The following is a 25,848-nucleotide window of genomic DNA, read 5'->3' as shown; positions in this document are numbered from 1 at the left end:
GTGCATTGTAGGTTTTAAACAATAATTTTGCACTATTAAAATTGGATAAACATCATTAGGGCAATTGCTTTTTTGTAAAACAATAAAATTATTTTCTTCGGGGCCTGTTTATTATTTTTAAATTTAAGGGCTTCATTAATTTTATAGTCTTGCATCCTTTTTTTTTCACCGTTATCGGTGCAATTTTTATTCTCTCGGTAGTTATTGCCAAACTCCTGCTTTACGGAAGGGATAAGTTCTACCTCAATTTTTTGTTAACGCTCGCTATTGTAGGGGTAGCATGGTATGCACTTATTTATCTTTTAACCAATTCGGGGCAGATTAAAAATTATCCCTATCTGTTTAACAAAGGGCTGCCATTCTATTATGCAATTGCGCCCTGTTTGTACCTGTATTTCCGCGGTTCGTTACAGCCACAACATTCGCGTTTTAAAAAAAACGATCTCTTCCATTTTCTGATCGTTATCCCTGCCATCATTTCAATTATACCTTATAACCTGCTCAGCCTGCAGGCGCAGCAGGCAGTTGTAAACCGTGTTGTAGCCGATGTGCAGTTTGCCTTTTCCAATAGCGCGTATATTGTGGAGCCCTGGCACTGGTTTACCTTTCCACTATCGGCCTGTGTTTATACATTTTTTCAGATAAGGTTAACCTATCAGTCGGCAAAGCAGGAAGCACAGCATAAACAGACCATTAACTGGATTTATTTTTTCAGTGGAGTGTGTGCGGTTATTTATTTGGGGATGTTGGTTATTAACATTACTATTTTACAGAACCGTGCCCATATCTGGTTTATACTGCACGAAGGATCGCTTGTACTTTTTTTATGTTTTTGCCTGCTGATTTTGAGCTTCATGTTTTTTATCAATCCCGAACTCATTTACGGCCTCAGCAAAAGAGCCGCGGTGGCGGGCAATAACCTGGAGCAATACCGGCCCCTTTTAGCCGGCGAAAAAGCAAGGCCAAAAACGGTTGATACCAAACTGGCGCAACAGGTAACATTGGCCATTAAAGAACAGGAACTTTTTAGGCGGCCTGGACTAAACCTGAGCGAGCTCGCTTCTGTGCTCGATATCCAGAACCATAAACTTTCCGAACTTTTCAATAACCACTATCAGCTTAATTTCAGTACCTACATCAATAACCTCCGGATTGAATATATCAGGGGCAGGCTGGAGCAGGGCGATTGGAAACAGTTTACCCTCGAAGCCATTGCACTCGAAGCTGGTTTCTCTTCGCGCAATACTTTTTTTAATGCCTTTAAGAAAGTAATGAATACCACTCCATCCGCTTATCTCGCCTCTTTAAAAGCGCTTCAGACTGCATAAAATGTAACGATTTAAGAAATTGATACATCTTAACAGGGGCTAAACTACCACAATGGAAGTAGATTGACCAGATTTGCGGCGCAGCCTTAAACAGGATGTAGATTTTCAGTCTGCAGCATTTCATGTGCCGCACAAAACATTTTTTTATGGAGAAAAGAGAAAGCAGATCGGTAATGATTTTTACCCTTGCAACGAGAAAGTTTAACGAACTGGTTAACTTTATTGATCATGATACCAAATCGCTAACCGTTTTAACTGCTGTACAATCGGTTTCGAGCGGTGCCATTTTTCAGCGCGAAACAGATACCGAAACCTACAGTACCAATATACAATAGCAGATTTGCTGTTTTAAGATAATTAACCCTCAACAGTTTCAGCCGATCAGATTTTATTCATGCCCGTACATTTAACCCCCGGCTTAGATATTCTTGATGCCATCCAACGGATAGATTTTTTTTTAAAGGAAATGAACATTGTACCCGTACTCGAGTACCGGAAAATACGCTACAAATTGAGTATATGCAATGTACCCTTCATGACTATTGCACTAGCTGCAAACCACATTACCAGCGAAAAACTTAGTCAGTTAGAAAATGACGAAAGGCTTAGTGCCGCCTATTACAAAATTGAATCTTTTGTACATTCATTTTCCAATGCAAACGCTGCGGTAAATCTTGGCCATTTGCCCACCTGATTTTTATTGATTAATGCGCTTAGCTAGAAGGCGGACTCATTGGCTGTTCGCTTTCTACTAATATTACCTTATGCATAAAATCATCATGTGCCATTTTTCCCTTTCTTAACTGGCTAATGTTTTTTAAAACCGTTAAGCGGTCCAGCTGTTTCAGGTAGGCTGCTCCATCTCCTGGTGTTAGGGGATTACCGTAAAGTTTCATCCGTATAGCATAGCGGGAAATTTCTTCATCAAGCCGCTCTAACGGACAGTTGGAGAATTCTTTAAAACTGAGTTTTGAAAAACTGATGCGTACCATATGGTAATAATACCACAACAGTATTAGCATCGTTTGAGCTGAATATTAAATGATTGCTAGGTTCCAGTACTCTGTTTTTTAGCAGAATAACAATCGTGGCTGCCAAATTTAAGTCCGAAAGTTTACACAACCATAATATTAACTTAAACCATACGAGTTGCAAAGTGGATAATTTTGCCGCATTAATGGATAAGAACATCATTTCAGAGATTAAATCAGAAAATGTTGCTGCATTTAACGGGGCCTATGCCTGCTACCACAGGCAGATTTATGGTTTTGTACTTAAGAAAACACAATCTGATTATATTGCTACGGAAGTAGTTCAACTCTGTTTTATCCGCTTGTGGGAAAAAAGAAGTACCCTAAATGAAACACTTGACTTAGATATCCAGCTTTTTGGAATGGCCAGGCAGGTGATGATCGATGAGCTGCGGAGAGAATCGATCAGGCTCAAATACAACAATAAATCTGCACAATATCCATTTACCGATAATCTCATGAAAATGATTGAGAGTAAGGATTTACTTAAAAGATTTGAGCAGGAAATTGAAACCATGCCGCCCATGCGCAAAATGGTTTTTAATTTAAGCCGCGATAATGGGATGTCGTATGCCGAAATAGCCGAAATGCTTGGCATCTCTACCCGCACCGTTGAAAGCCATATTGGAAAAGTGCTCTCCAGGCTAAAACACTACATGTTTACTGTATTGCTTTAACGCATATTAAGTTATTGTTAAGCCGTAAGGGTAAAGCCCGCGGCGTACGTAATAACTATATGAAACCACAAAAGGGAGATAGGCGCAAGCTAAATACCAAAACATTCATCCGCGAAAAATTTAGCGATCAGGAATGGAAGTCTTTTAAAAGCAATGAAGAAGAGCTATCTGCAGCTAAATCTGAACAGATGCGGAGCCTCATTTTTGGCCATATTGCCGAAAAACAGGAAAGCAGGCAAGCATTAAAAATTAAGATCGTTCAATTTACAAAATACCTATCTGCAGCCTGTGTGGTAGTATTGTTGGGTATTGCCCTGTTTGTTGGGCTAAACCATAAGCATGCCCAACCTGAGCAGGCTTATGTTAACCGAAAGGTAAATGCCCCGCTGATTGAAAACGCCTGGAAAACAGTCACTAATCCAGGCAGAACGGTTATTAAATATCAAATGCCCGATTCATCACTCATCAGTATATATCCGCACTCGACCATCAAATTTGAAAAACTGTTTAATCAAAAATTCCGCGATGTTTATTTAACCGGGAAGGCAAAGTTTAAGGTTAAAAGAAACACAGAACGGCCTTTTAGTGTGTATTCGGGGGCTTTGAAAACCACAGCTTTGGGTACTTCTTTTACCATCAGCACCATTGGGCCTAATATTTCGGTAAAACTCCATACCGGTAAAATTGTGGTAGCCAATATCCAAACCAAAAAGCCACTCGCTTATATCTCAGAAGTGGGTACAACTTTAGTTTACAATCCATCTGCATCAGCAACCCGGATAATTAAAGCACCTGCAGCAATTATTCCGCCTGCCGAAATTATGAAGAGAACGGGCAATCTTATTAGTATGAAAAATATTCCATTGAGCAAGGTTTTCCATCTTTTAACCGAAGCGTATGGAATTAAAATCAGCGCCGACCAAAAGGAAATTGGCAAAATTACTTTTACAGGCAGCGTAGATACAGCTAAAGATGAGCCTGAAGCTATACTCAATATGATCTGCCTGATCAATAACATGACCTTGAATAAGGTATCAACACAAGAATTTATTATTCAAAAATCCAATTAATAAAACCAAACAGTATCAACACAATTTATGATGTACAGTAAAAGGCTCAAAATGCTCAAAACGATTTTATGCTCAGGCATAATCGGTTGGGCAAGTCAAAGTTTTGCACAGGAACAGCCTGTGAAAGGAATGGTATTGGATATCTCCGGACAGGGAATACCGGGGGTTACCATAAAGGCCGAGCATGAAAAAACGCTTAAATCAATGGTTACCACCTCGTCTGGCAGCGGATTATTCGGTTTTACCAAGCTTGCACAAGGCGGTCCGTACCGTTTTATTTTTAGTGCAATTGGATATAAAACAGATACGCTTTCGGGCTACAATCTTACCACTGGCCAGCAAATAGCACTGAGCATAAAATTAAAGGAAGCAGCAAACGATCTGCAGGAGGTGGTTATCGGTTATGGAAGAAGCAAACGAAACCAGATTACCGGCGCAGTTACCTCCATTAAGCCAGAAGAATTTAACCGTGGGGTGGTTAGCAGTCCGGGGCAATTGCTACAGGGAAAAGTTGCGGGTTTAAACATTACCAGAAGCGGTAACCCTACTGATAAGCCTGCTGTAATTTTACGTGGTCCATCGAGTTTTAGAGAGGGTGCGCAAGAGCCTTTCTATGTAATTGATGGTGTACCGGGTGCATCAATCGATTTGGTGGCGCCAGATGATATCATGAGCATGGAGGTGCTTAAAGATGCCTCCTCAACCGCTATTTATGGCTCGAGGGCTGCAAACGGTGTAATTATGGTAAACACTAAAAATGCGGGCAAAGGACTTGCAAAACTATCGTACAGTGCTTATGCTGCAGCAGAAACCATTTCTAACAGTATTGAAATGGCCAGTGGTGATGAGCTGAGGACATACCTAAAGGATAACGGCAAAACCCTTGATAAAATTAGCGACGATGGAAGCAGTACCGATTGGTTAAAAGAAGTAACCAGAACAGGTATTTCACAGAGCCATAACCTGAATTTTAACGGGGGCGGCGAAAATTCGTCTTACGGTGCAAGCCTTAACTATTTCGATAACCAGGGGATTATCAAAACCTCAGGCATGGAACGCTTTATTGCCAGGGCAAATATGGAGCAACGGTTATTGAATAACCGTTTGAAATTAAATTTAAACCTAACCAACAGCAATACGACCAATGATAGGATTGCAAGCCAGGTTTACAACAATATGTTTACCTACCTGCCTACCGTGGGGGTAAGAAAAGCCGATGGCAGTTTTTACGAAGACCCATCAAGAACCACAGGTACAGGTGGTTATTACAATCCAGTGGCTTTGTTAGAAAACAATACCTTTCAGGGAAAAACAAATCTTTATCTGATTAATGGCGCTGTTAAAGCCAATATTTTAAACGGATTGGATTTTAATGCAATGGTTTCGGTGCAGAGCGAGCAGATTAACGAAAATCTGTACAACAACCGTGCATCTATGTTAAAGCAGGGGTTTAATGGTTATGCAGAACGCTCATCTATCAAAAACACGCAAAAGGTTTTTGAAGGATATTTCAACTACGATAAAAATTTTGGCGATCATGGCCTGAAATTGCTGGCCGGTTATTCATGGCAGGAAAACCGTAATGGCGATGGATTTCAAACTTCAGGACAGAATTTCGTTTCCGACGATCTGTTATGGAACAACATTGGCTTAAGTAATGGCAACGGTTCAACTGTGGTAAACTACGGTAGCATTTACATTTCTACTTTGCGCTTAATCTCCTTTTACGGAAGGGCCATTTACGATTATAAAGGCAAGTACCTGTTGCAGGCCACCATCCGTAGAGACGGATCTTCCGCATTCGGTATCAACAATAGATGGGGAATGTTCCCATCCGTATCGGCAGGTTGGAACATTGACCGGGAAACCTTTATGGAAAATTTATCTTTTGTGGATAACCTTAAACTGCGTGCAGGTTATGGCGTTTCCGGAAATTCAGTAGGTTTTGATGCTTACACCGCCAGATTGGTTTATGGTGCACAGAGCGGATCTTATTTTTATTCAAATGGAAAGTGGTTAACTGCAATCGGGCCAATTCAGAACGATAATCCAAACTTAAAATGGGAGCGTACGGCTACTTTGAATATCGGTTTGGATTTCAGCCTTTTTAAAAATAAAGTATCGGGTTCAATCGATGTTTACAACAAAAAAACAACCGATCTTATTGCACCATATTCGGTATCTACAACCCAGTATCCTTTTAACGTGTTAACGGCTAATGTGGGTGCCATGACCAATAAAGGGATTGAGTTTACATTGAACACCACACCGGTAAAAACCAAGAACTTTAGTTGGAATACGGCCATCAACTTATCGCACAACAAGAACGAAATTACTTCAATCTCGAACGATTTATTCCAGGCGAACGAGTTTTATACCGCCAATGTGGGTGGAAGAGGGCAATCGGGTGCATTGGGCTATCAGATTATCAGAGAAGGGTTACCATTGGGGTCGTTTTACACCCTGAGGTATGCAGGCAAAGATGCCAACGGAAAATCGATGTTTTATGATAAGGCCGGAAACGCCTCGACAGCGAACACAGGTTTCGAAAATTTCGAGGTTACCGGATCGGCACAGCCAAAACTATTATACGGATGGAACAATACGTTCAGGTATAAACAGTTCGATTTCAATTTCTTTATCCGCGGCGTTTATGGCAACAAAATACTAAATGCTACGCTGGCTGATATGACTGCACCGATTTATGCCTTTCAAACCAATATAGCGAAAGATGCTTTAACCGAATCTATTAATGATGATAAGGCACAGTTCGTTTCAGACCGTTACATGGAAAGCGGCTCTTATCTGCGTTTGGATAATGCTACCCTTGGCTATACCTTTAAATTAAAAGGCACCAAAAGCCTGCGTGTATATGCATCGGGCAATAACCTTTTCATTATTACCAAGTATAAGGGCGTAGATCCTGAAATTAGCATGGCCGGCCAAACGCCGGGTATCGATTATAGAAATTTCTATCCAAAAACACGCTCTGCAATTTTTGGGCTAAACTTTAACCTATAAATTAATTCAACAACAGATCATGAAAAAATATATAAAAGTAGCAGCCTTAATGGCCATAACCCTGGCTAGCTGCACTAAACTGGATGTGAATGTAGAATCGCAGCTTACCAGCGAAAACTTTCCGGTAACGCCAGATGCTTTCGTAGCGGCTACAGGTACGGTTTATCAGAAATTTAATGCCGGCTTCGGCGTCGATATCTGGAGAATGTACGAATTAACCAGTGATGAAGCCATCATTACCGCACGCAACGGAGGTTATTACGATCAGGGCCGATACCAAACCCTGCATAAACACAACTGGTTACCCGATCATCCCATTATTCAGGCAGCATGGCAATGGGGCTATGCCGGTATCAGCGATTGTAACAGGGTACTTAACCTGTTAGAGAAATCGGCAAACAGTCCAACCAAAACGCAGTTCTTAAATGAGATCCGTACCATGCGCGCCCTGTATTATTTCTATGTGATGGATATGTTCGGTAATGTTCCAATTACCAGTTTCGGTACTTCCGAAAGTCCAAAACAAGCCACCAGGGCCGAAGTGTTCAGTTATATCGAAAAGGAACTTTTAGCGGTTTCAGAAGGACTGTCGGCACCCACAACGGTAACTGCAGAATATTATGGACGCCCAACCAAATGGATGGCTTATGCCTTATTGCAGAAGCTTTATATCAACGCCGAACAATATATTGGTAAACCCATGTATGCCGAATCTATAACCTATGGCGATAAAATCATCAATGGTACGGCAATGGCTTTGGTAAGCGATTATAATACACTTTTTTCTCCAACCAATGGGGCCAATACCGAAACCATTTTTGCGGCCATTTACGATTCGAACTATTCTGCCGGAAATGCAATTACCCGTTACACTTTGCATGCAAGTTTAAGGGCGAAGTATAATCTTCCATTCAGTCCGAGTAATGCACAATGTACCTTAAAAGAGTTTTATGATACTTTTAACTTACCGGGCGATATCCGCAATGCAACCTGGTTGGCCGGTAAACAATTTCTGGCTGATGGTACCACTCCAATCCTCAACGGTTCGGTTCAATTGAACTTTACACCCGAAATTATCCTTACCAATACCGAAACAATGGATGTGGGTGCAGAGGTAAACGGGATTTCGAGGGGCGTACGTTCCATTAAATTTTACCCTGATCCAAATACCAACAGCAGTACGCGTTTTCAAAATAACGATATGCCCATATTTAGGCTCGCCGATGTTTACCTTTTAAAGGCAGAGGCTTTGTTAAGAACAGGAGGTTCTACAACCGAGGCGCTTAAGCTGGTAAATAAAGTGAAGGCACGTGCCATGGCAGCAGAAGTGACCAGCATTACCTTGGATGGCATTTTGGAAGAAAGAGGACGCGAGCTGGCCTGGGAAGGATGGAGACGTAATGATTTGATCCGTTTTGGCAAATACCAGGGGAAATGGGGCTTTAAAGCAGGGAACGAAGGCGCCACGCGCGATATTTTTCCTATCCCTGCCACCGAAATTGTATTGAACAAAAACCTTAAACAAAACGCAGGCTACTAGAAATGAAAAGAAGAGATTTTGTAAAAGGTACTGCACTCAGTGCAATTGGTGCTAGTGTGCTATCGCCGCTACAATCGTTAGCCGAAATACCGCAAACCCATTTGGAAAGCGATGATGTTGCCCCTCGAAATGACCTTAAGGATGATTACCCGGTTCATTTTATGGCAGTTGGAGATTGGGGAAGAAATGGGGCCGACCATCAAAAGCATGTGGCCGCACAGATGGGCAAGTGGGCTACAGAAAACCCCAATGATTTTATTATCTCGCTAGGGGATAATTTTTATCCAAAGGGCGTAACCAGCGAGCACGATCCACTTTGGCATTATTCTTTCGAAAATATCTATACCGATTTTGCATTGCAATGGGATTGGTATCCTATTTTGGGCAATCACGATTACATCTCAGATCCCGATGCACAGGTGCGGTACAGTAAAATCAGTAGGCGCTGGAAAATGCCTGCCCGCTATTATTCAAAAGAAGTGCCGATTAAAGGCGGTGGAAAGGTTTTGATGGCTTATATCGATACCTGTCCACTTATTCCAGAGTTTCATGAAAGCGAACAGTACAAGCCTTGGGTTCAGGATCAACAGCCCGAAAAGCAACTTGCATGGTTGGATGAAACCCTGAAAAATGCCGGACCAGATGTGAAATGGAAAATGGTAATGGGGCATCACCCGATATATACAGTGGGCCCAAGGATTAAGAATTACGATACCTTGGCGGTAAGAAAGGTACTTGCCGGTATTTTCGAAAAGAATAAGGTGGATGTGTACCTATCGGGCCACGACCACTCTTTGCAGCACCTCAGTACCGGTGGTTATACCCATCAGTTTATTTCTGGCGCCGGGTCTGAAGTTACCCCGGTTACCTCGGGCATACCTTATAGTAAATTCGAAGCCTCCACCCACGGTTTTATGTACTTTTCAATTGATCAGAACCGGTTGAATGCAAAGATCATCGATCATACCGGTAAGAATATTTATGAAACAACATTACGCAAAGCTTAATGGTAAATTATTTTAGAGTTGTAGTAGGGTGGGGTAATAAAATAACCCAATTGTAACAAAACATAAAGAGGCTGTCTCATAAGTACAGAATCTGATTCGGATTTGTCACATTGAGCCTGTCGAAATGCTTTCCAACGCATTTAATAAAGTCCTTCGACAGGTTCAGGATGACATTTGTACTTATAGAACAGCCTCTTTCGTTTAACATCAATCATTTAATCCTTTACAACCGTGTTTCCTTCGTTCCGGCCTTGTAGTACAGCTCGGCCATTGCTTTTTGGTACCCCGCAATCATGCTTTCCTGTTTAATTTTCATATCGATCAGTTTCGTTTCCCTACTGTTGATCAAAAAAAGCGTGCTTTCGCCCAATGTAAATTTTTGATTTTCCCCGTCAACCAGGATCTGCTGATTTTCGATGCTTTTAATCTGAACCGCTAGCTGGGCAGCATAGGCAGAAAGATCGTTATATGCCGTAATCACGTTGTTTTTGATTTCCCTACCATACTGCTGTATATCGTAATCCAGCTCTTGCTGTTTAATCTTTACCGCCCTCAGTTTTCCTCTTTCGGCCCGCAAAAAAAGCGGAAAGGCAAATTCGATACCAAACTTATAATTACTCCAGTTAAAATCGTAATAACCCGGAACATTGCTGTTAAAACCTGTACGGTTAGAAATGAGGTTCCCAATAACATTCAGTTTGGGTTTTAGCATTTCCTGTCGGTAACTTTTCTCTATTTCCAACTGTTCGCCCTTGCTGCGCAGTTTTAACAATTCGGGGTGCTGGTTGGCTGCCTGGCCCAAAAGCGTATCGAGCAACAGCGGACTCGGTTTGCCAATGGCTTCGGCCGTATACTGTGGAAGCGCATCTACCGGAAGTTCCAATGGTTGTCCTTCATCATTCCAAAGGTGATTAGAAAGCACCAACCTTGCATTTTGGAGTTCGATTGCGGATTTTTCTTTTTGAATAATCCTCTCCTGAACAGTAATTTTGGCTTCAACCGAATCGATACCTGGTTTATCGCCCATTAGGGTTTGCGTGCTCAGTGCCCTGAACCTGCGCTGCGCCAGTTCAAGTCCTTCGTTAATCAGTTCGAACTGTTTGTGGGCGTAATACCAGTTCCAGTAATCTTTTACTATGCCGTACCAAACGCTGTTAATCTGTTTCAGCTGATCGGCTTCGGCATATTGAACCATCAGTTTCGATTGCCTCAACGTATTTCTACGCGCATCAATCAACAATCCCTGGCCCAAAGGGATGCTTATTCCAATAGCCGTTAGCCCTTGCCCGCCCGTTCGGTTTTCGGGATTGATATAAGTGCCCACATTCCGGTCGTAGCCTAGCTTTAAATCGGCACCGGCAAGCCAAAGCGGAATTTTGAGTTCGCTGTTCCATTTGTTATAGTATTCGGTATTTCCGAAAAACTTATTGCTAAAACCCGCCTTGAGCGTTGGATCGAAATAACCTAGCGATTGCAGCACATTGGCCTTGGCCGATTCGCTGAGCAATGCCGCCTGCCTGATGATGGGATGATACCTAAAAACCATCATTTGCAGATCATCCAGTGCAAAAACCTTTGCAGTATCTGTAACCTTTTTTACAAACGGTGTGTTTGGGGTTTGGCCAAAACTTAATCTGCCCGATAATAAGGTTAAGGCAAGCAATAAAAATTTAATTAATCCTGATTTCATTTATTCACCTCCAACACTAATTTTTATCCTTACTGTTACTTACAGGTTCTTTATCCAAACTTGGCGGGAAACCATTGAGTTGGCGCCATATTTCATACCAGAGCGGTACCGACCGTAAAATGATGCGGCCATATACACCCGATCCTTGGCGCAGCTGAGGCGGCCAGGGTTCATCTTTGGATGGTACTGGATTGGTTTGGCTGATCAGTAAGCGGTATTTGCCTCCGGCACTGCTCACACGGTCGATAGAGAATACTTTTCCGGCAAAAGTTCCCACTGCTACCGAAGGCCAGCCTGCAAACTGTACCGAGGGCCAGCCTTCAAATTGTAGGCGTACATCACTCGTATCCAATATCAAGGGAACATCCATTGCACTTACATAAAGTTCTGCAGCAACCATTGGCGATTTTGGCTGTAAGGTGGCTACCGATTCGCCTTCTTTAATGTTTTCGCCAATCCCTGCCTTTAAGGTTTTAACCACAAAACCACTTTGTGGCGCCCTTACCACATAAAGGCCGCGCCTGATGCTGATATTCGAGATATCGTTGCGCAACTTGGCAATATCTCCCTGTGCACTTGCACGGCTGGATATAGCTGAGCTCATATCCGATTGCGCCTTTGATAACGATTCCTGGTATTTGGCCCTGATGTTATCGAGTTCTATAGTTGCATTCAGCAAATTTTGGGTGGCATTGTTCAGCTTATTCCGCTGACTGATTACTTTGGCATTATCTTCTTGCAGTTTTAACCTCCGCGTTTCAATATCCGTAAGCGAGAAAAGACCGTTTTTATAGCCTGCTTCATATCGTTCTAAACGTACTTTGGTTGTTTCGTAAAATTTTTGAACCGCCAGCAGGTCTGCGCTATCAATACTCACATAGTTTCTGGCCTGAAGCACCTTATTTTCTGCGGCTTTCATCTGAAAACGCAAACCATCGCTCAGCGCTTTCATTTGTGCTTTGGTGGCATCAATTTTTTGTACGGCAGCGGTTTCGCTTCCCCGTTTGGCATCAAGCTGTTCGTTTAAGCGTGTTGGCAGTTCGGGGTCGAAATAAGATTGACTGGTTTCAGAAATAACGAGTATGGTATCGCCTTTCTTTACTTCCTGGCCTTCGCGCACTGCCCAATGCTCAATACGGCCGCCAATCTGATTTTGTACGGTTTGTGGCCGGTCCTCCGGTCGTAGTGCGGTTACTATGCCGCGCCCAGGTATGGTTTGCCTGTAAGGCAAACAAAGCAAAACTACAATAAAGGCCATGATAAACAGGAGGATTCTTCCCAGCCTTTTTGGCCCACGGGCATCTATAATCTTACGGTTTGCATGTACCGAAAGGCTTTCCCAGTTTTGCAATTGGGCCAAATTGTTATTCATTTTACCCATGGTTAATATCTCCTTCCTCCAGTTCCAGATCAGTAACCACAGCAAGCTTTTCGCTGCCAGTTACCATATCGAAAACGGTATTTAAATTGGTCATGAGTTTTTCAATGGCATAACTGATCTGGACAATAAGCACCTCTGCAGCCACAAACTGGCCGAAGGTCATTTGCCGCTCCACCACAAAATAAGAACCCAATAACAGCAGTGCACCCATCAGTATGGTGCGCATGGCTATGGCACTAACAAAAAACTTTTTCAGAACGCCAAAATGATCGTTGCGGGCCTGGATATAGTTGGCGGTTATTTCATCTGTCCGGCTAATAATTTCTTTTCTCTTGGTGCTGCTGTTGCGATAGGTGTCCAGATCGGCAGCAATTTCTTCCAGATAGCCAACAACTTCATATTTGTAGCCTGATTCTTCCATGCTTGTATTTACCCCTTGGCGGTAGTACAGCACCAAAATCAACCCGATGGCCAAGAGTACAAATGTGCCTATCGCCATAAATACCGGGTGATAGAACGACAATAGTATTACGCTAAAAAATATGAGCACACCCGAGGCAACAATATCTACCAGCAATTTTGTCAAACCTTTCTGTATGGTAAGAATATCGAAAAAACGGTTAACCAGTTCTGTCGGACTTTCTCCTTCCAGGGCCTTCTTTTTTATCCTCGGTAAGCGGAAAGCAAATTCGAGGGCGGCTTTGGTAAATATTTTCTGTTCTAAAAACTCAACTAAAGTTAACTGGCCTATTAACAACAGTCCGCCTACAACAATGCCCGCTAAAATTACGGCAATCAGGATGTAGGTAGAGCTGTACATGGCGCCGTTGGAAAGCAGGTTAAATACTGCACTTGTACCTAGCGGCAGCGATAGGCCGATTAAGCCAATTAAAATGGCGTATACATAGATATAATTGATGGTTTTGCGTTCTAGGTGAAGCATACGCACCAATCTTTGCCAGGGCGTGGGCGCGCTGGCAGCGTGATGATTTTTCATTTTTTTGATTTAAAGATGAAGCAATGGCATACTCATCAGTTAAGTATGGCTTTGCCTGTTGTGGGTTATTCAAATAGTACATTGCATGCTTATACCTATTGTTCTGGGATTTAAAGCACGATGATTGTAATGTTTAAAGAAGCTTACAATGTTAAGAAAGCAGGTTTGGAGGGGGAGTAGGCACGTTTTTGGCAGGCACACTACAGGTACTAAACCTATAGGCGTATTTATTGCCAGAAGCGCTATTTGTTAACAGGGAGCTTAAACCTTCTGTTTTTGAAGTTTCGTAAATGAGCAGTTTTTTCTTTGCCTTATCAAAAGATTCTTCTTCTTTATCTTTGTGCTCTTCGCTGCTTTTTTCGATGGCTGTGGGATGAGTGGAAGATAAAAATATCGAAATCGAAAAGGCACAGAATTTCGCAGCCAAAAGACCAAGAAGCAAGATGCCAAATATGTTTTTCAATAAGTTTTTCCTCAGTAAGCTCATCATGTGTATTACAAATATATGCTTGTAAAACCATCAGGAACAAACATTGATTGGGCAAAACGTCAAATTTGGCCGGCTTTTTAAAAACCTTACTTAAATGTTATAGTAGAATTAAAACGGCATTAGAAAATGCAGGTAATTGGGATGAATTGGGGCAGTCCGAAGTAGGAGAGACCGATGACCGAGGTTTGGTGCATTACCGCGAATAGTTTAAACCATGTGCCCACAGATATCGCTAATTTATGAGGTGGCCGGTTCCACAGTTAACCGCTGAACCAGTTTAAACAGTTAACCTGATTCCTTAAAGCTTGGCATTCCGCTCAAAATAAATAATATTGTGATCATAAATGCCCTGATAGGGATTTCCACATGCACGGAAGCCGTTATTCAACAGAAAACGCTGACTGCTGGGTGTGGCAGTGGTAGAAAAAAGGGTACCACCGTATTGGTTAATCTTTTGAAGCAGCATCCTTTTCAATGTACTACTGATCCCTTTTTGCCGGAAGGCTGAACGCGTATAAGAATAGCCAACTTCCATAAAAGGTTTGTTGATTCTGCTTACCACACCAGCTTTTTGATGCACATCCATTAAATAAGATATTGTGGGCCTTTTGATCGCTGAAATGCCGACCAGTTTTTTATGCTGATAGCAAAAGCCAAGGAATTCGGCATGGAGGATTTTTAATGGCAGATCAATCGGAGATACCTTGTTTCCCTTGCGTAGCATTAGATAAAAATAATGCAGTTCAGTAATGGAGCAGTCTGAAGGTCTTTTGATTTCAAAATAACAATTGTCTAAAAAATTTGAGCCAAGAAAATACTCCCGGTGGGTGGCCAGGCGAATTGCGGTATGTTGTTTCATATGATTTAGAAGTTGATATTATAAACAATCGCTTTAAGAGCGGGCTTTATTCCGCTTTGTGCTTAGTTTAGCGCTTAACGCATTCGATAGGGAAAGCATGTTACACACCTTATCATTCCAATCGATCAAAGCATCTTCCGGAGAAGTACCCATACCCGATATATCATGCTCCTCTTCGAACGAAAGTACGGCATAATAGCAGTCGCCATCTTGGTAAACCGCGGGCTTAAACTGCATAACAAATGTCGGAAGCCTATACCGACCGTAATCAAAATCTACCAGTCTGCCTGGGATTGTTCTGGCCTGTTGTTTCATGAGCTGCTATTTTGTTGAAACCATCCTGTCTATTTTTAGTCTGATAGCCAGCATTCTAAACTTGGCAAACAAACGTATTTCTAAATTAAGCGGTTTATGTTCTCTTAAAGTTAATGGCTTGTTGTCTGTTTGTTAAGGGCCGTTGATTGATGCTTTTTTTGCAAGGCTTATGCAACTGTTTTAAAGTTAACCGATTAACCAATGGAACAATTGCCAGTTTACAATTAACCGATTAACCAGTTGGAACAGTTTACCACTTACAGTTGCCAGTTTACAATTAACCGATTAACCAATTAACCAATTCGAACAATTAACCCGTTAAATTCGCCAGTTTACAATTAACCGATTGTCAAGCTAAACATCAAAACCTAAACACAAACCCCGCATCCTAATATTAGGCATGCGGGATTTGTATAAGTACCAAGTAAGCTTTTATTTGTGTTTAAATACTTGGTTACTACCAACCAAGCCTTACCTGATTTACATACTTGGTGTTATTGGTATTGTTTCCTGATCCCAAAGTGGCCGAAGTACCCTGTGCTGCATTTCCTCCAGAAGTATCTTTAAAATCATAAATACCCGAAGTGATATTGCTGCAATAAACGGTTGATGCGCCCGATGCGGCCCAGGCAGTGCTTGAGCGAAGTTTAGGGGTAGTAACATTATTATATAAAGTAGTGGGTGTGCTGCCGGCAAATAAGCTATGTATACCGCTCGTTGAGCCGTTAAGCCCCGAGCTGGGTGCTTTGATCATCCACATATCCGTTCCGTTGGCCACATCAAAATTTGCTGAGGTGCCGGTATCTTTGGTAAAATAAGTAGTATTGTTGATGTCGAGGTTAAGTGTGCCGTCCGATGGATCAGAATCTGCCGTACTACTGCCCAGCCCATTCCTCAGTACAATTAATGTGCCTTTGGGCAGGTTAGACCAAAAAGTGCTATTAGCGAAAGTGTAGCGCACGCCATTATCTGTTGATCCGTTCGTAAAATTTTTCAGGATCATTCTGCGCATGTCCAAGTGGTTGCGCACAACCAGCAGTTCAACCGCATCATCGGCTCCATTGGCATTGTTCGAATTGTAAATTTCGTTGAAAACCACAGGTATAGGCGAATTTCTAACATCGGCCCTGGCTAAGAAGAGGTTGCCTTCTGCAGTGAAAGTATGTCCATCAGCCGATAATTTATTAAAGGCTCCACCAAAAATCTGGTGACTCAGTGCTACCGTTACGCGGGGATAAGACTCAATGTAATTGGCTAGGCTATCCAATTGAGAAAGATAATTAGTATTCGTATTGGCATTCATGTTGCCATACTCCGTAATCCAGAGTTCTTTATTGCCAGGATTTATGACCACGCTTTCAAAATCAGATTTCTTTTGGATAAAAGTACCGCCATCGGCAATGTAAATATGGTAGGTATAAGCGTTAATGTTAGCCGTGATACCTGAGGTTACCTGCGAATTCCAGTTATACAAACGTGTGTTGGATGCACTTGAAACACGTGGCTGTAGTATTGCTGAGATTTTTACATTCGGATAGGCTGCTTTAATGCGGGGAACCCAGCTGTTTATGGTATCAGCATAGGCGGTTCCAGTTGGGAAAGGAGTTTCATAACCTTTACCAGATGCATATAATTCGTTTCCCATTTCTACATATTCTATAGCAACCCCTAGCGAATGTAACGAATCGAGCATACGGATCTGATTACTACAGCTATGGTTAACCACATCCAGTACTAGCATCATTTTTACGCCTGTACTATCTATCAGCTGCTTAACATCGCCAATAGGATGCACTTCTTCGCTGGGTCGGTGATCGCTTGTCATACCCGTAGTCCATTCCCACCTATGTGATAAAGTACCGCCGGGGAATCTCATCATTTCCGGAGATAATTTATTGATGTTTTTGATCATTAACGCATCATTCAATGCCGGAAACTGGGTCCAGTTTTGGTTAAGGCCTGAAATTACACCATCATCAGGTGTTTGTACGGAGTTCATAAACAACCTTTTTGCCGTTAGGGAGGCAGCTTTTTCATCTTCCACTGAAATTAGTGCTACGTTTTTTTTGCATGCAGATAAGGCCGCAATAAAAATTACGTACAAGATCATTCTTGGGTAATACTTGCTCATTTTTTTCTTTTTTAATGGTTTAAATTTGGATAGTACCTCAGAACGAGGCAATCAAATTTGAAGAAAAGATGAAGCTAAAAGGTTTAATAAATGATCTAAAAGGTTTAAAAAACAGCCTATTGTATGTCTATTTCGACTGTTCTTGTTTCAGTTTTGATTTTTATACTTTCAGCTTTGGTCTCTGAGCTTTAGTCTTGAAGATATTTAGAAATAAAAACGGGACAAACCTGTCTAAAACTGATTTGTCCCGTTAAGTGCTCCCGACGAGATTCGAACTCATATCGATGGTACCGGAAACCATAATTCTATCCATTGAACTACGGGAGCAAGGCTGCAAATATAGAAAAATCAAAATCATTTTTCCGAAATATATAGGCTATTTTTAACCCAATGAAATTACATCGTTATAAACCTGATGGTGTTGAGGTGTTTCCATGTTAAAAAATGGTTAAATGATTGCGCAGACACCTTGTTTAGGCACTTAATTCCAATATCCCGGTAAATTAAAGTAGGCAAAGCGCTAATTTTAAAGCTTCACAATTGGCTTTTTAAGAAATAAAAATGCACCTTTGCGAACCGTTAATTAAGGTTTTAGGCATGTAATAAAAATAGTTGTTTATGGAAGAAATGGTTGTGGAAGAGATTCAGGAACTGCTTGAAAAAGAAAATGATAAAGCACTAAAGCAATATCTCGATCAACTGAATATTTCGGATGTTGAACAACTAATTGATGAGCTTCCCCAGCATGCGGCCAAATTTATCGAAACCCTATCGTTAAACAGGGCGGTAAATGTATTCAGGATTCTTGATTTTCCAACCCAGGAGCGTATTATCAAAAAACTTTCTGGCAATAAGCTAAACCAGATTATCAAAGATCTGCCACCTGATGACCGTACGGCACTTTTTAGCGAGCTAAAAGGCGATGTGGTAAAAAAAATGATTACGCTTTTGCCGGCCGAAGAACGCAAAGAATCGCTGGCCCTATTGGGCTATAACGAATATAGTATCGGCCGTTTAATGACGCCAGATTACATTGCCGTTAAGCCCGAATGGTCTATTGCGCGGGTATTGGCACACATCAGGCGTTACGGTAAAAACTCCGAAACCATCGATGTGGTATATGTGATTGATAAAGAAGGCGTACTGCTTGATGATATCAGGATCCGTGAGGTTTTACTGGCCGATCCGGAAGCGATTATTGGAGAGCTTACCGATAGGCGTTTCATTGCCTTAAAAGCCAACGATCCGCAGGAAGATGCCATTAATATCTTCAGGATGAATAACCGCGTGGCGCTGCCCGTGGTAGATGAAAATAATATTCTTTTAGGTATTGTTACCGTTGATGATATTTTGTGGATTGCCAACGAAGAATATACCGAAGATATGCATAAAATTGGGGGTACCGAGGCTTTGGATGAACCTTACCTGGATACTTCTATTTTTAACCTGGTGAAAAAACGCGTAGGTTGGCTGGCCATTTTAATGGTGGGCGAAATGCTTACTGCAACCGCGATGGGCTTTTTTGAAGGACAGATACACAAGGCTACTGTTCTGGCCCTGTTTATCCCATTAATCATTTCATGCGGTGGAAACAGTGGTTCGCAGGCTTCTACGCTGATTATTCAGGCCATGGCCCTCGGCGAAGTAACCATTAAAGATTGGTGGCGCGTAATGAACCGCGAAATTACTTCGGGCTTCCTTTTGGGCCTATGCTTAGGCTTAATCGGCTTCCTGCGTATTTTTGTATGGCATGTAGCCGCCCCTAATGTTTATGGCGAACACTGGATCTTAATTGCCGCAACCATTAGTGTTTCTTTAATATTTGTAGTGCTTTGGGGTTCGCTCAGTGGCTCCATGTTGCCCATATTGCTTAAGAAATTAGGTGCCGATCCGGCCACATCTTCAGCCCCATTTGTAGCCACCCTAGTTGATGTTACCGGACTGATTATATATTTCAGCTTTGCTGTACTGTTTTTAAAAGGAGTATTACTTTAGATCTAAATTATGCAAAAGAAAATTACTACACTTTTTACCGATATTGGCGGTGTATTGTTAACCAATGGCTGGGATAGAAAAGCAAGGGGAGAGGCCGCTGTATTGTTTCACCTCGATTCTGTTGATCTGGAAGAACGCCATCACCTCACTTTCGATACCTACGAGGTAGGAAAACTAACCTTGGATGAATATTTGGAGCGTATTGTTTTCTTTGACGAACGCAGTTTCAGTTACGACGATTTTAAGGAGTTTATGTTCAAGAAGTCGCTTCCTTATCCCGAAATGATCCAGTTCATTTGTGATTTAAAAAAGAAATACAACCTTAAGGTAGCCGTAATCAGCAATGAAGGGAGGGAGCTTAACCAATACCGCATCAATACCTTTAAACTGAATGAGTTTGTCGATTTCTTTGTGTCATCAAGCTTTGTTCACTTCCGCAAGCCCGATGCCGATATCTTTAAAGTAGCCATTGATATTTCGCAGAGCGATGTTGAAACAAGTTTGTATATAGATGACCGTATGTTGTTTGTTCAGGTTGCAGAGCAGTTGGGCTTAAAAGGCATTCATCATACCGATTACGAAGATACCAAAATACAACTGGCCGCATACGGGCTGGTTGTTTAATCAATAACATTTCGAGTTGCCAACTTTGCAGGCAGCCATGCCTGTAAGTTGTCAACTCTCAATAAGAAGTACATTACTGGTCTTAGCGTCTCGTTATGACCTTATTTTTTTACTTAGCTGTACTCAGGTACCCAAGGTAGTGGATTAATTAGTGAAGTTATTTTTTTTAATAACCACCTTAAACATATTAATTCATCTGAGGGCAAAGCCACAATGGTTCTCCGAAATGCTTTTCCGTGTAAATCTGTGCATCTGTGGTATTTTTTTGTAACTAACGTGCAAAAAAAAGCCACTCTTTTGAGTGGCTCCGTATTACTTATTACTTAAAGGTTAAACATTAAACCTGAAGTGCATGATATCTCCATCTTCCACTACGTAAGTTTTTCCTTCTACACCCAGTTTACCCGCATCTTTGCAGGCATTTTCCGAACCCAGGGTTACAAAATCGTTGTATTTAATTACCTCAGCACGGATAAATCCCTTTTCGAAATCGGTGTGGATTACACCAGCAGCCTGAGGCGCTGTAAAACCTTTGGTAATGGTCCAGGCCCTTACTTCCTGTACACCAGCCGTAAAGTAGGTGTATAAGTTTAATAATTTATAAGCAGCACGGATTAATTTATTCACCCCAGATTCTGTTAAGCCCAAGTCAGCTAAAAACTCCTGACGTTCTTCATAACTTTCCAGTTCTGCAATTTCTGATTCAATTTTGGCCGAAATAACCAAAACCTCTGCATTTTCATCCGCAACGCTAGCCTTTACCAGGTCAACATATTTATTGCCATTAATTACCGAAGCCTCATCAACATTGCACACATACATTACAGGCTTTTGTGTAAGTAAGCCTAAATCCTCGATAAAATCGAAATCCTCTTGGGCCAATGGTGCTGTACGGATAGATTTACCACTTTCTAAATGCGATTTAACTACCGTTAAAATTTCATAGGTACGTTTTGCATCCTTATCGCCACCGGTCTTGGCCATCTTTTCAACCTTTTGGATACGCTTATCCACGGTATCCAAATCTTTAAGCTGTAATTCTGTGTCGATAATTTCCCTATCGCGGATCGGATCAACAGAACCATCCACATGGATTACATTGCCATCATCAAAGCAACGTAGAACGTGGATAATGGCGTTAGTAGCACGGATATTTCCTAAAAACTGGTTGCCTAAACCTTCACCTTTTGAAGCACCTTTTACCAAACCGGCAATATCAACAATCTCGATAGTGTTAGGTTGAACTTTGTTCGGTTTAACCAATTCTGCAAGTTTGGTTAATCTATCATCAGGTACTGTAATTACGCCAACATTGGGCTCAATTGTGCAAAAAGGAAAGTTTGCCGCTTGTGCCTTTGCATTTGATAAACAGTTAAAAAGAGTCGATTTTCCAACATTTGGTAAACCAACTATACCACATTGTAATGCCATTTATATTTTAATATTTATTTTATTAGTCAATAGTTTTTTAGTCAATAGTTCATAGCTCAATATCCTATGCCCCATGCGCCCCGCCTTCCGCCTAAAAATCGGGCAAAGATAAGCTTTTAAAGTTGGTAATTAAAGGCTGTAATTTGTGGTAACTGGATATTTTATCTAAGTTTAACGAAAATTATAGATTGTATCCATGGAAGATTTAGAACAGGAAGTGCCCCAGGAAGTAAAACTTGTAGTAACCGAAGAAATGCGCAGCTACCTTTACGACATTACGAAATGGGCAAGGTTCCTATCCATAGTCGGTTTTGTGTTTGCCGCCTTGTTAATTCTTGTTGCATTGAGCATTCCATCCATTATAGCCGGAAACCCAGGTTTGGCAAAACAGTTTGCTCCCTTAGGACAAGGAGGTTCAATCGTTTTAACCATTATCTATTTATTGCTGGGTTTGTTTTATTTTTACCCGAGCATATTGCTGTTTAGAGTGGCAAACAGGGGAAAACAAGGAGTGCTGTTTGGAGATCAGGAAAGCTTAGATGTAGCAGTACTGAGTTTGAAATCGCTTTTTAAATTTTGGGGAATTATGACAATCGCTGTTATTGTAGGATATTTTTTATTGGTATTTGTAGTTGGAGCAGGTATGGTAGCCCGCTAAAATTGACCCAATAAAAAGAAAGCCTTTGCAATTGTTAAACTGCAAAGGCTTTTTTATTTGAAATTATATTACTTAAAAAGTAAAATCATCACTTGATTTGGTGCTATGTTCTCCGTTTTCAGAATATTCATAGCGTTTTTCAACAACATCCTGGTGGGTTTTGATATAATCTACAGTTTCGTTAAGTCCTTCTGCAAATTTCTCGAAATCCTCTTTGTATAAAAAGATTTTATGTTTTACAAATACACCGTCTTCTAATCTTTTCTTGCTTTCGGTAACTGTTAAATAATAATCACCCGATCTTGTAGCCTTCACGTCGAAGAAATAAGTTCTCTTACCTGCTCTTACTTTCTTTGAAAAAACTTCTTCTCTTTCCTTGTTGTCGAATTCTCCCATGGTTGGTATTGATGTTGGTTTTTGGTTTCGGTAAATATAAAGCAAATATTTAAAGTTCAAAATACAATTTTAATACAATTTAAATAGTTCGGGTTTCCTCCTCCAAAAGTTGGTTGTTATAAAGCTCCGTATAACTGCCGTTTTTGCTAAGTAATTCATTGTGTGTGCCTTGTTCGATGATTTCTCCGTTATCCAGCACTAAAATCTTATCCGCATTTTTAATCGTAGAAATTCGGTGGGCAATTAAAATACTGGTCTTTCCGTACATAATTTTACCCAGGTTTTGTAGAATTTCTTCTTCTGTTTTCGTATCAACAGCCGAAAGACAATCGTCAAATATTAAAATTTTAGGTGATTTGATCAACGCCCTTGCAATAGAAACACGCTGCTTCTGTCCGCCGGAGAGTGTAATGCCGCGTTCGCCAAGCATGGTTTCAAACTTTTCTTCAAAGTCGATAATATTGCCATATACAGAAGCATTTTTCGCAGCCGTATGAACTTCATCATCGGTAACGCTATCTAAACCGAAAGCAATATTGTTTTTAATCGTGTCGGAAAATAGGAAAACCTCTTGCGGTACAAATCCGATCTGGCTGCGGTAGTTTTTAAGGTTTAAGGCCTTGATATTTTCGCCATCTACCGCCAAAGTTCCATTTTCTACATCGTACATCCGCATAATCAGATTGGCCAACGTCGATTTTCCCGAACCAGTTTTCCCGATAATGGCCACAAATTCGCCGCTTTTAATTTCGAAACTCACATTTTTTAAAGCCTCAATCCCCGTATCCGGATAAGTAAAGCTTACATGCTCAAATTTAATGTTGCCCATTAAATCCTTTTCTTGGCTTTGTGTAGATTGTATATCAGATGGGATATCCAAAAATTCGTTTATCCTTTTCTGCGAAGCAGCAGCCCTTTGAATCAGCGAAGTAACCCAGCCCAACATGGTTACCGGAAAAGTTAACTGGTTAATGTAGATGATAAATTCGGCAATATTGCCTGCCGTAATGCTGCCGTTCATTACCTGTATACCGCCAATGTAAATGGTTAAAATAGTGCTTAGGCCAATTAAAAGCAGCATGGTTGGATAAAATAATGCCGATACCTTAACCAGGCCCATCGAATCCTTTTTATAATCGTTGCTCTGGATCTCGAACATGTTCCGGGTATAATCTTCCCGCACGTACGATTTGATAATCCTGATCCCCGAAAAACGCTCCTGTACAAAACTAGATAAATCTGATAGCCGTTCCTGTATCTTTCCGCTCTTTTTAAAGATCAGTGTATTTACATAATAGATAATAATAACCAGAAAGGGGAGAGGGAGCAGACAATAAACAGCCAGTTTGGAGTTTACATCGAACATCGACCAGATAATGAGTACCGATAAAACAAATGTGTTAATGGTATACATAATGGCAGGGCCAACGTACATCCTAACCCGGTTTACGTCTTCAGTGGCCCGGTTCATTAAATCTCCCGTATTGTTGCGGCGGTAAAAGCCAAGGCTCAGTTCCTGGTAATGCTGGTAAATATCGTTCTTCATATCAAACTCTATATGCCTCGACATGAGGATAATGGTTTGGCGCATAAAGAACAAAAACAGTCCACGCAAAAGGTACAGCGCAATAACAAGCAGGCCAAAGTACAGTAAGTTGCTGCTAAAAATATCGTAAACAATTTCCTGGCGGTTAAAGCCATTAAATAAATTAAAAATCTGAATGTTTTCGGTAATCAGATCAACCGCATAACCAATTACCTGGGCTGGTACAACACCAAAAATGTTCGATATTACCACGAAAATACTTCCCGGAATGATCCACCATTTATATTTAATAAAGTATTTGTTTAATCTGCTCAGATGTTTCATGCTGTACAAACTTAGCTAAATTTGTAATTCCGTAGGCTATATTTATCTTTTAGTGCTTAAGCTTTAAAGAATGATGACAATTTTCCAAACCTCGCAGTTCCCAAACCCCGCAGGTTTTTAAAACCCGCGAGGTTTAAAGATTAACCGCCTCCGAATTAATTTTGTTATAGTTTAGTTAAATAGGTGTAATAATGGTTTTTTATTTTAATTTTGCAGCAGGTTAGCCGAACGTTCAATATGCCAGCAAATTCTCAGTCAGATTCATCAATTTTAGATCAATTAAGTGCTTATGGGCATAAAAAGTTGGTTTTTTGCAATGATCCAGATACAGGTTTAAAAGCAATTATTGCTATACACGATACCACATTGGGCCCAGCTTTAGGTGGAACCAGGATGTGGAGTTATGCAACAGAAGGCGAAGCGCTGGAAGATGCACTCCGTTTATCGCGCGGTATGACCTACAAAGCAGCCATTACAGGTTTAAACCTGGGTGGTGGCAAAGGCGTAATTATTGGCGATTCGCGAAAAGACAAAACCGAAACTTTAATGCGCAGCTATGGCAGGTTTATCAAAAACCTGAATGGCGAATTTATTACTGCTGAGGAAATGGGTACCAACACGCGCGATATGGAATATATCCGTATGGAAACCAATTATGTTACCGGCGTGCCCGAATCAATTGGTGGTGCAGGTAACCCTGCTCCATTTACGGCCCAAGGGGTTTATTTGGGTATTAAAGCCAGCGTTAAAGAAGTTTTTGGTACCGATATGCTGGCCGGAAGAACTATTGTGGTGCAAGGTATTGGCAATGTTGGCGAGCACCTGGTTGCTTTATTGAGAAAAGAGAATGCCGAAGTTTTGATCAGCGATATTAACCAGGAACAGTTAACCTATGTGGCCCGGAAATATAAGGCAAAACCCATAGAGGCCGATAAAATTTTTACAACTGATGCTGATGTTTATGCGCCCTGTGCAATGGGAGCTACCGTAAACAACAGAACCATAGAGAAGATGAAATTTGCAATTATTGCAGGTTCAGCAAACAATCAGTTAAAAGATGAGGTTTTAGATAGCGAATTGCTTTTGAAAAAAGGAATTTTATTTGCGCCCGATTATCTGATCAATGCAGGAGGATTAATTTCTTGCTACTCAGAACTAACTGGATTTGGTAAAAAACGTACCGTACAGCTTACAGAGAATATTTATGATGCTACCCGTAGCGTAATTAAGTTAAGCAAGGCCGAAAGTATATCAACAAATATTGCTGCAAACCGCATTGCTGAAAAAAGGATTGCAGACATTAAAAAAATTAAATCGTCATATTAAATAATAATTAT

At 41.1% G+C, this 25,848-nt stretch carries 23 protein-coding genes and 1 tRNA gene; 12 read left to right on the top strand and 12 right to left on the bottom strand.

Annotated features, from left to right (window positions below; genetic code table 11):
* Positions 1 to 149: 149 nt before the first annotated feature.
* The 3 genes from ACS5PU_RS20130 to ACS5PU_RS20120 all read left to right on the top strand — a co-directional run bounded on the left by ACS5PU_RS20130 (position 150) and on the right by ACS5PU_RS20120 (position 2,022).
* Entirely contained in the window at positions 150 to 1,328 is a 1,179-nt protein-coding gene (locus tag ACS5PU_RS20130) for a helix-turn-helix domain-containing protein (protein ID WP_439460960.1), read from the top strand.
* A 146-nt stretch (positions 1,329 to 1,474) separates the two neighbouring features.
* Positions 1,475 to 1,663, top strand: a complete 189-nt coding sequence (locus ACS5PU_RS20125; RefSeq protein ID WP_439460959.1) for a hypothetical protein — start codon at positions 1,475 to 1,477, stop codon at positions 1,661 to 1,663.
* Between the two features lie 59 nt (positions 1,664 to 1,722).
* Positions 1,723 to 2,022 carry a hypothetical protein gene (locus tag ACS5PU_RS20120; protein ID WP_439460958.1) on the top strand — a complete coding sequence of 100 codons (300 nt, stop codon included), beginning with the start codon at positions 1,723 to 1,725 and terminating at the stop codon, positions 2,020 to 2,022.
* A gap of 19 nt (positions 2,023 to 2,041) precedes the next feature.
* Here the strand turns inward: ACS5PU_RS20120 and ACS5PU_RS20115 are convergent, their stop codons facing one another.
* Positions 2,042 to 2,350: a hypothetical protein gene (locus ACS5PU_RS20115; protein ID WP_439460957.1), complete on the bottom strand. Its 309-nt coding sequence runs from the start codon at positions 2,348 to 2,350 to the stop codon at positions 2,042 to 2,044.
* A gap of 134 nt (positions 2,351 to 2,484) precedes the next feature.
* Here ACS5PU_RS20115 and ACS5PU_RS20110 point away from each other — a divergent pair, with 134 nt between their 5' ends.
* Genes ACS5PU_RS20110 through ACS5PU_RS20090 form a run of 5 tightly spaced genes read left to right on the top strand, consistent with a single transcriptional unit; the run spans position 2,485 to position 9,674 of the window.
* Positions 2,485 to 3,036: a sigma-70 family RNA polymerase sigma factor gene (locus tag ACS5PU_RS20110; RefSeq protein WP_439460956.1), complete on the top strand. Its 552-nt coding sequence runs from the start codon at positions 2,485 to 2,487 to the stop codon at positions 3,034 to 3,036.
* A gap of 59 nt (positions 3,037 to 3,095) precedes the next feature.
* The gene (locus ACS5PU_RS20105) at positions 3,096 to 4,106 is read left to right on the top strand and encodes a FecR family protein (protein WP_439460955.1); all 1,011 of its coding nucleotides are present in this window, start codon (positions 3,096 to 3,098) and stop codon (positions 4,104 to 4,106) included.
* A 27-nt stretch (positions 4,107 to 4,133) separates the two neighbouring features.
* Positions 4,134 to 7,127 carry a SusC/RagA family TonB-linked outer membrane protein gene (locus ACS5PU_RS20100; RefSeq protein WP_439460954.1) on the top strand — a complete coding sequence of 998 codons (2,994 nt, stop codon included), beginning with the start codon at positions 4,134 to 4,136 and terminating at the stop codon, positions 7,125 to 7,127.
* 19 nt (positions 7,128 to 7,146) lie between these two features.
* Positions 7,147 to 8,667, top strand: a complete 1,521-nt coding sequence (locus ACS5PU_RS20095) for a RagB/SusD family nutrient uptake outer membrane protein (protein WP_439460953.1) — start codon at positions 7,147 to 7,149, stop codon at positions 8,665 to 8,667.
* Positions 8,668 to 8,669: 2 nt separating this feature from the next.
* Positions 8,670 to 9,674, top strand: a complete 1,005-nt coding sequence (locus ACS5PU_RS20090; protein ID WP_439460952.1) for a metallophosphoesterase — start codon at positions 8,670 to 8,672, stop codon at positions 9,672 to 9,674.
* A gap of 223 nt (positions 9,675 to 9,897) precedes the next feature.
* Here the strand turns inward: ACS5PU_RS20090 and ACS5PU_RS20085 are convergent, their stop codons facing one another.
* The 8 genes from ACS5PU_RS20085 to ACS5PU_RS20050 form a co-directional block, all read right to left on the bottom strand.
* The gene (locus ACS5PU_RS20085; protein ID WP_439460951.1) at positions 9,898 to 11,364 is read right to left on the bottom strand and encodes a TolC family protein; all 1,467 of its coding nucleotides are present in this window, start codon (positions 11,362 to 11,364) and stop codon (positions 9,898 to 9,900) included.
* Positions 11,365 to 11,380: 16 nt separating this feature from the next.
* Positions 11,381 to 12,736 (bottom strand): HlyD family secretion protein, encoded by a 1,356-nt coding sequence (locus ACS5PU_RS20080; protein WP_439460950.1) that lies wholly within the window; start codon positions 12,734 to 12,736, stop codon positions 11,381 to 11,383.
* A gap of 1 nt (position 12,737) precedes the next feature.
* Positions 12,738 to 13,742, bottom strand: a complete 1,005-nt coding sequence (locus ACS5PU_RS20075) for an ABC transporter transmembrane domain-containing protein (protein WP_439460949.1) — start codon at positions 13,740 to 13,742, stop codon at positions 12,738 to 12,740.
* A gap of 151 nt (positions 13,743 to 13,893) precedes the next feature.
* Positions 13,894 to 14,205: a hypothetical protein gene (locus ACS5PU_RS20070; protein WP_439460948.1), complete on the bottom strand. Its 312-nt coding sequence runs from the start codon at positions 14,203 to 14,205 to the stop codon at positions 13,894 to 13,896.
* Positions 14,206 to 14,530: 325 nt separating this feature from the next.
* A complete protein-coding gene (locus ACS5PU_RS20065) occupies positions 14,531 to 15,091 on the bottom strand; it encodes a hypothetical protein (RefSeq protein ID WP_439460947.1) in 561 nt (186 codons plus the stop codon).
* A 33-nt stretch (positions 15,092 to 15,124) separates the two neighbouring features.
* Positions 15,125 to 15,406, bottom strand: a complete 282-nt coding sequence (locus ACS5PU_RS20060) for a hypothetical protein (RefSeq protein ID WP_439460946.1) — start codon at positions 15,404 to 15,406, stop codon at positions 15,125 to 15,127.
* Positions 15,407 to 15,863: 457 nt separating this feature from the next.
* Positions 15,864 to 17,537, bottom strand: a complete 1,674-nt coding sequence (locus ACS5PU_RS20055) for a glycosyl hydrolase (protein WP_439460945.1) — start codon at positions 17,535 to 17,537, stop codon at positions 15,864 to 15,866.
* A gap of 255 nt (positions 17,538 to 17,792) precedes the next feature.
* Positions 17,793 to 17,864 (bottom strand) — tRNA-Arg (locus ACS5PU_RS20050).
* Between the two features lie 291 nt (positions 17,865 to 18,155).
* On the opposite strand from ACS5PU_RS20050, the gene mgtE reads away from it, so the two are divergent.
* A complete protein-coding gene (gene mgtE, locus ACS5PU_RS20045; protein ID WP_439460944.1) occupies positions 18,156 to 19,532 on the top strand; it encodes a magnesium transporter in 1,377 nt (458 codons plus the stop codon).
* Positions 19,533 to 19,541: 9 nt separating this feature from the next.
* On the top strand, positions 19,542 to 20,156 hold the full coding sequence (locus ACS5PU_RS20040; RefSeq protein WP_439460943.1) for an HAD hydrolase-like protein: 615 nt from the start codon (positions 19,542 to 19,544) through the stop codon (positions 20,154 to 20,156).
* Positions 20,157 to 20,486: 330 nt separating this feature from the next.
* Here the strand turns inward: ACS5PU_RS20040 and ychF are convergent, their stop codons facing one another.
* The gene (gene ychF / locus ACS5PU_RS20035; protein ID WP_439460942.1) at positions 20,487 to 21,587 is read right to left on the bottom strand and encodes a redox-regulated ATPase YchF; all 1,101 of its coding nucleotides are present in this window, start codon (positions 21,585 to 21,587) and stop codon (positions 20,487 to 20,489) included.
* Positions 21,588 to 21,783: 196 nt separating this feature from the next.
* Here ychF and ACS5PU_RS20030 point away from each other — a divergent pair, with 196 nt between their 5' ends.
* Entirely contained in the window at positions 21,784 to 22,245 is a 462-nt protein-coding gene (locus ACS5PU_RS20030) for a hypothetical protein (RefSeq protein WP_439460941.1), read from the top strand.
* 72 nt (positions 22,246 to 22,317) lie between these two features.
* Here the strand turns inward: ACS5PU_RS20030 and ACS5PU_RS20025 are convergent, their stop codons facing one another.
* Both ACS5PU_RS20025 and ACS5PU_RS20020 read right to left on the bottom strand, forming a co-directional pair.
* Positions 22,318 to 22,641 (bottom strand): DUF3276 family protein, encoded by a 324-nt coding sequence (locus ACS5PU_RS20025; RefSeq protein ID WP_439461064.1) that lies wholly within the window; start codon positions 22,639 to 22,641, stop codon positions 22,318 to 22,320.
* Positions 22,642 to 22,720: 79 nt separating this feature from the next.
* Positions 22,721 to 24,511, bottom strand: coding sequence for an ABC transporter ATP-binding protein (locus ACS5PU_RS20020; RefSeq protein ID WP_439460940.1), 1,791 nt, complete (start codon positions 24,509 to 24,511; stop codon positions 22,721 to 22,723).
* A 237-nt stretch (positions 24,512 to 24,748) separates the two neighbouring features.
* Between ACS5PU_RS20020 and ACS5PU_RS20015 the strand changes: the two genes are divergently transcribed.
* Complete coding sequence (locus ACS5PU_RS20015) at positions 24,749 to 25,837, top strand: Glu/Leu/Phe/Val family dehydrogenase (protein WP_439460939.1); 1,089 nt, start codon at positions 24,749 to 24,751, stop codon at positions 25,835 to 25,837.
* Positions 25,838 to 25,848: the final 11 nt, after the last annotated feature.

Origin of the sequence: Pedobacter sp. GSP4 (assembly GCF_051857575.1) — a bacterium.
Lineage (GTDB): Bacteria > Bacteroidota > Bacteroidia > Sphingobacteriales > Sphingobacteriaceae > Pedobacter.
This window is presented reverse-complemented; position numbering and strand designations above follow the sequence as displayed.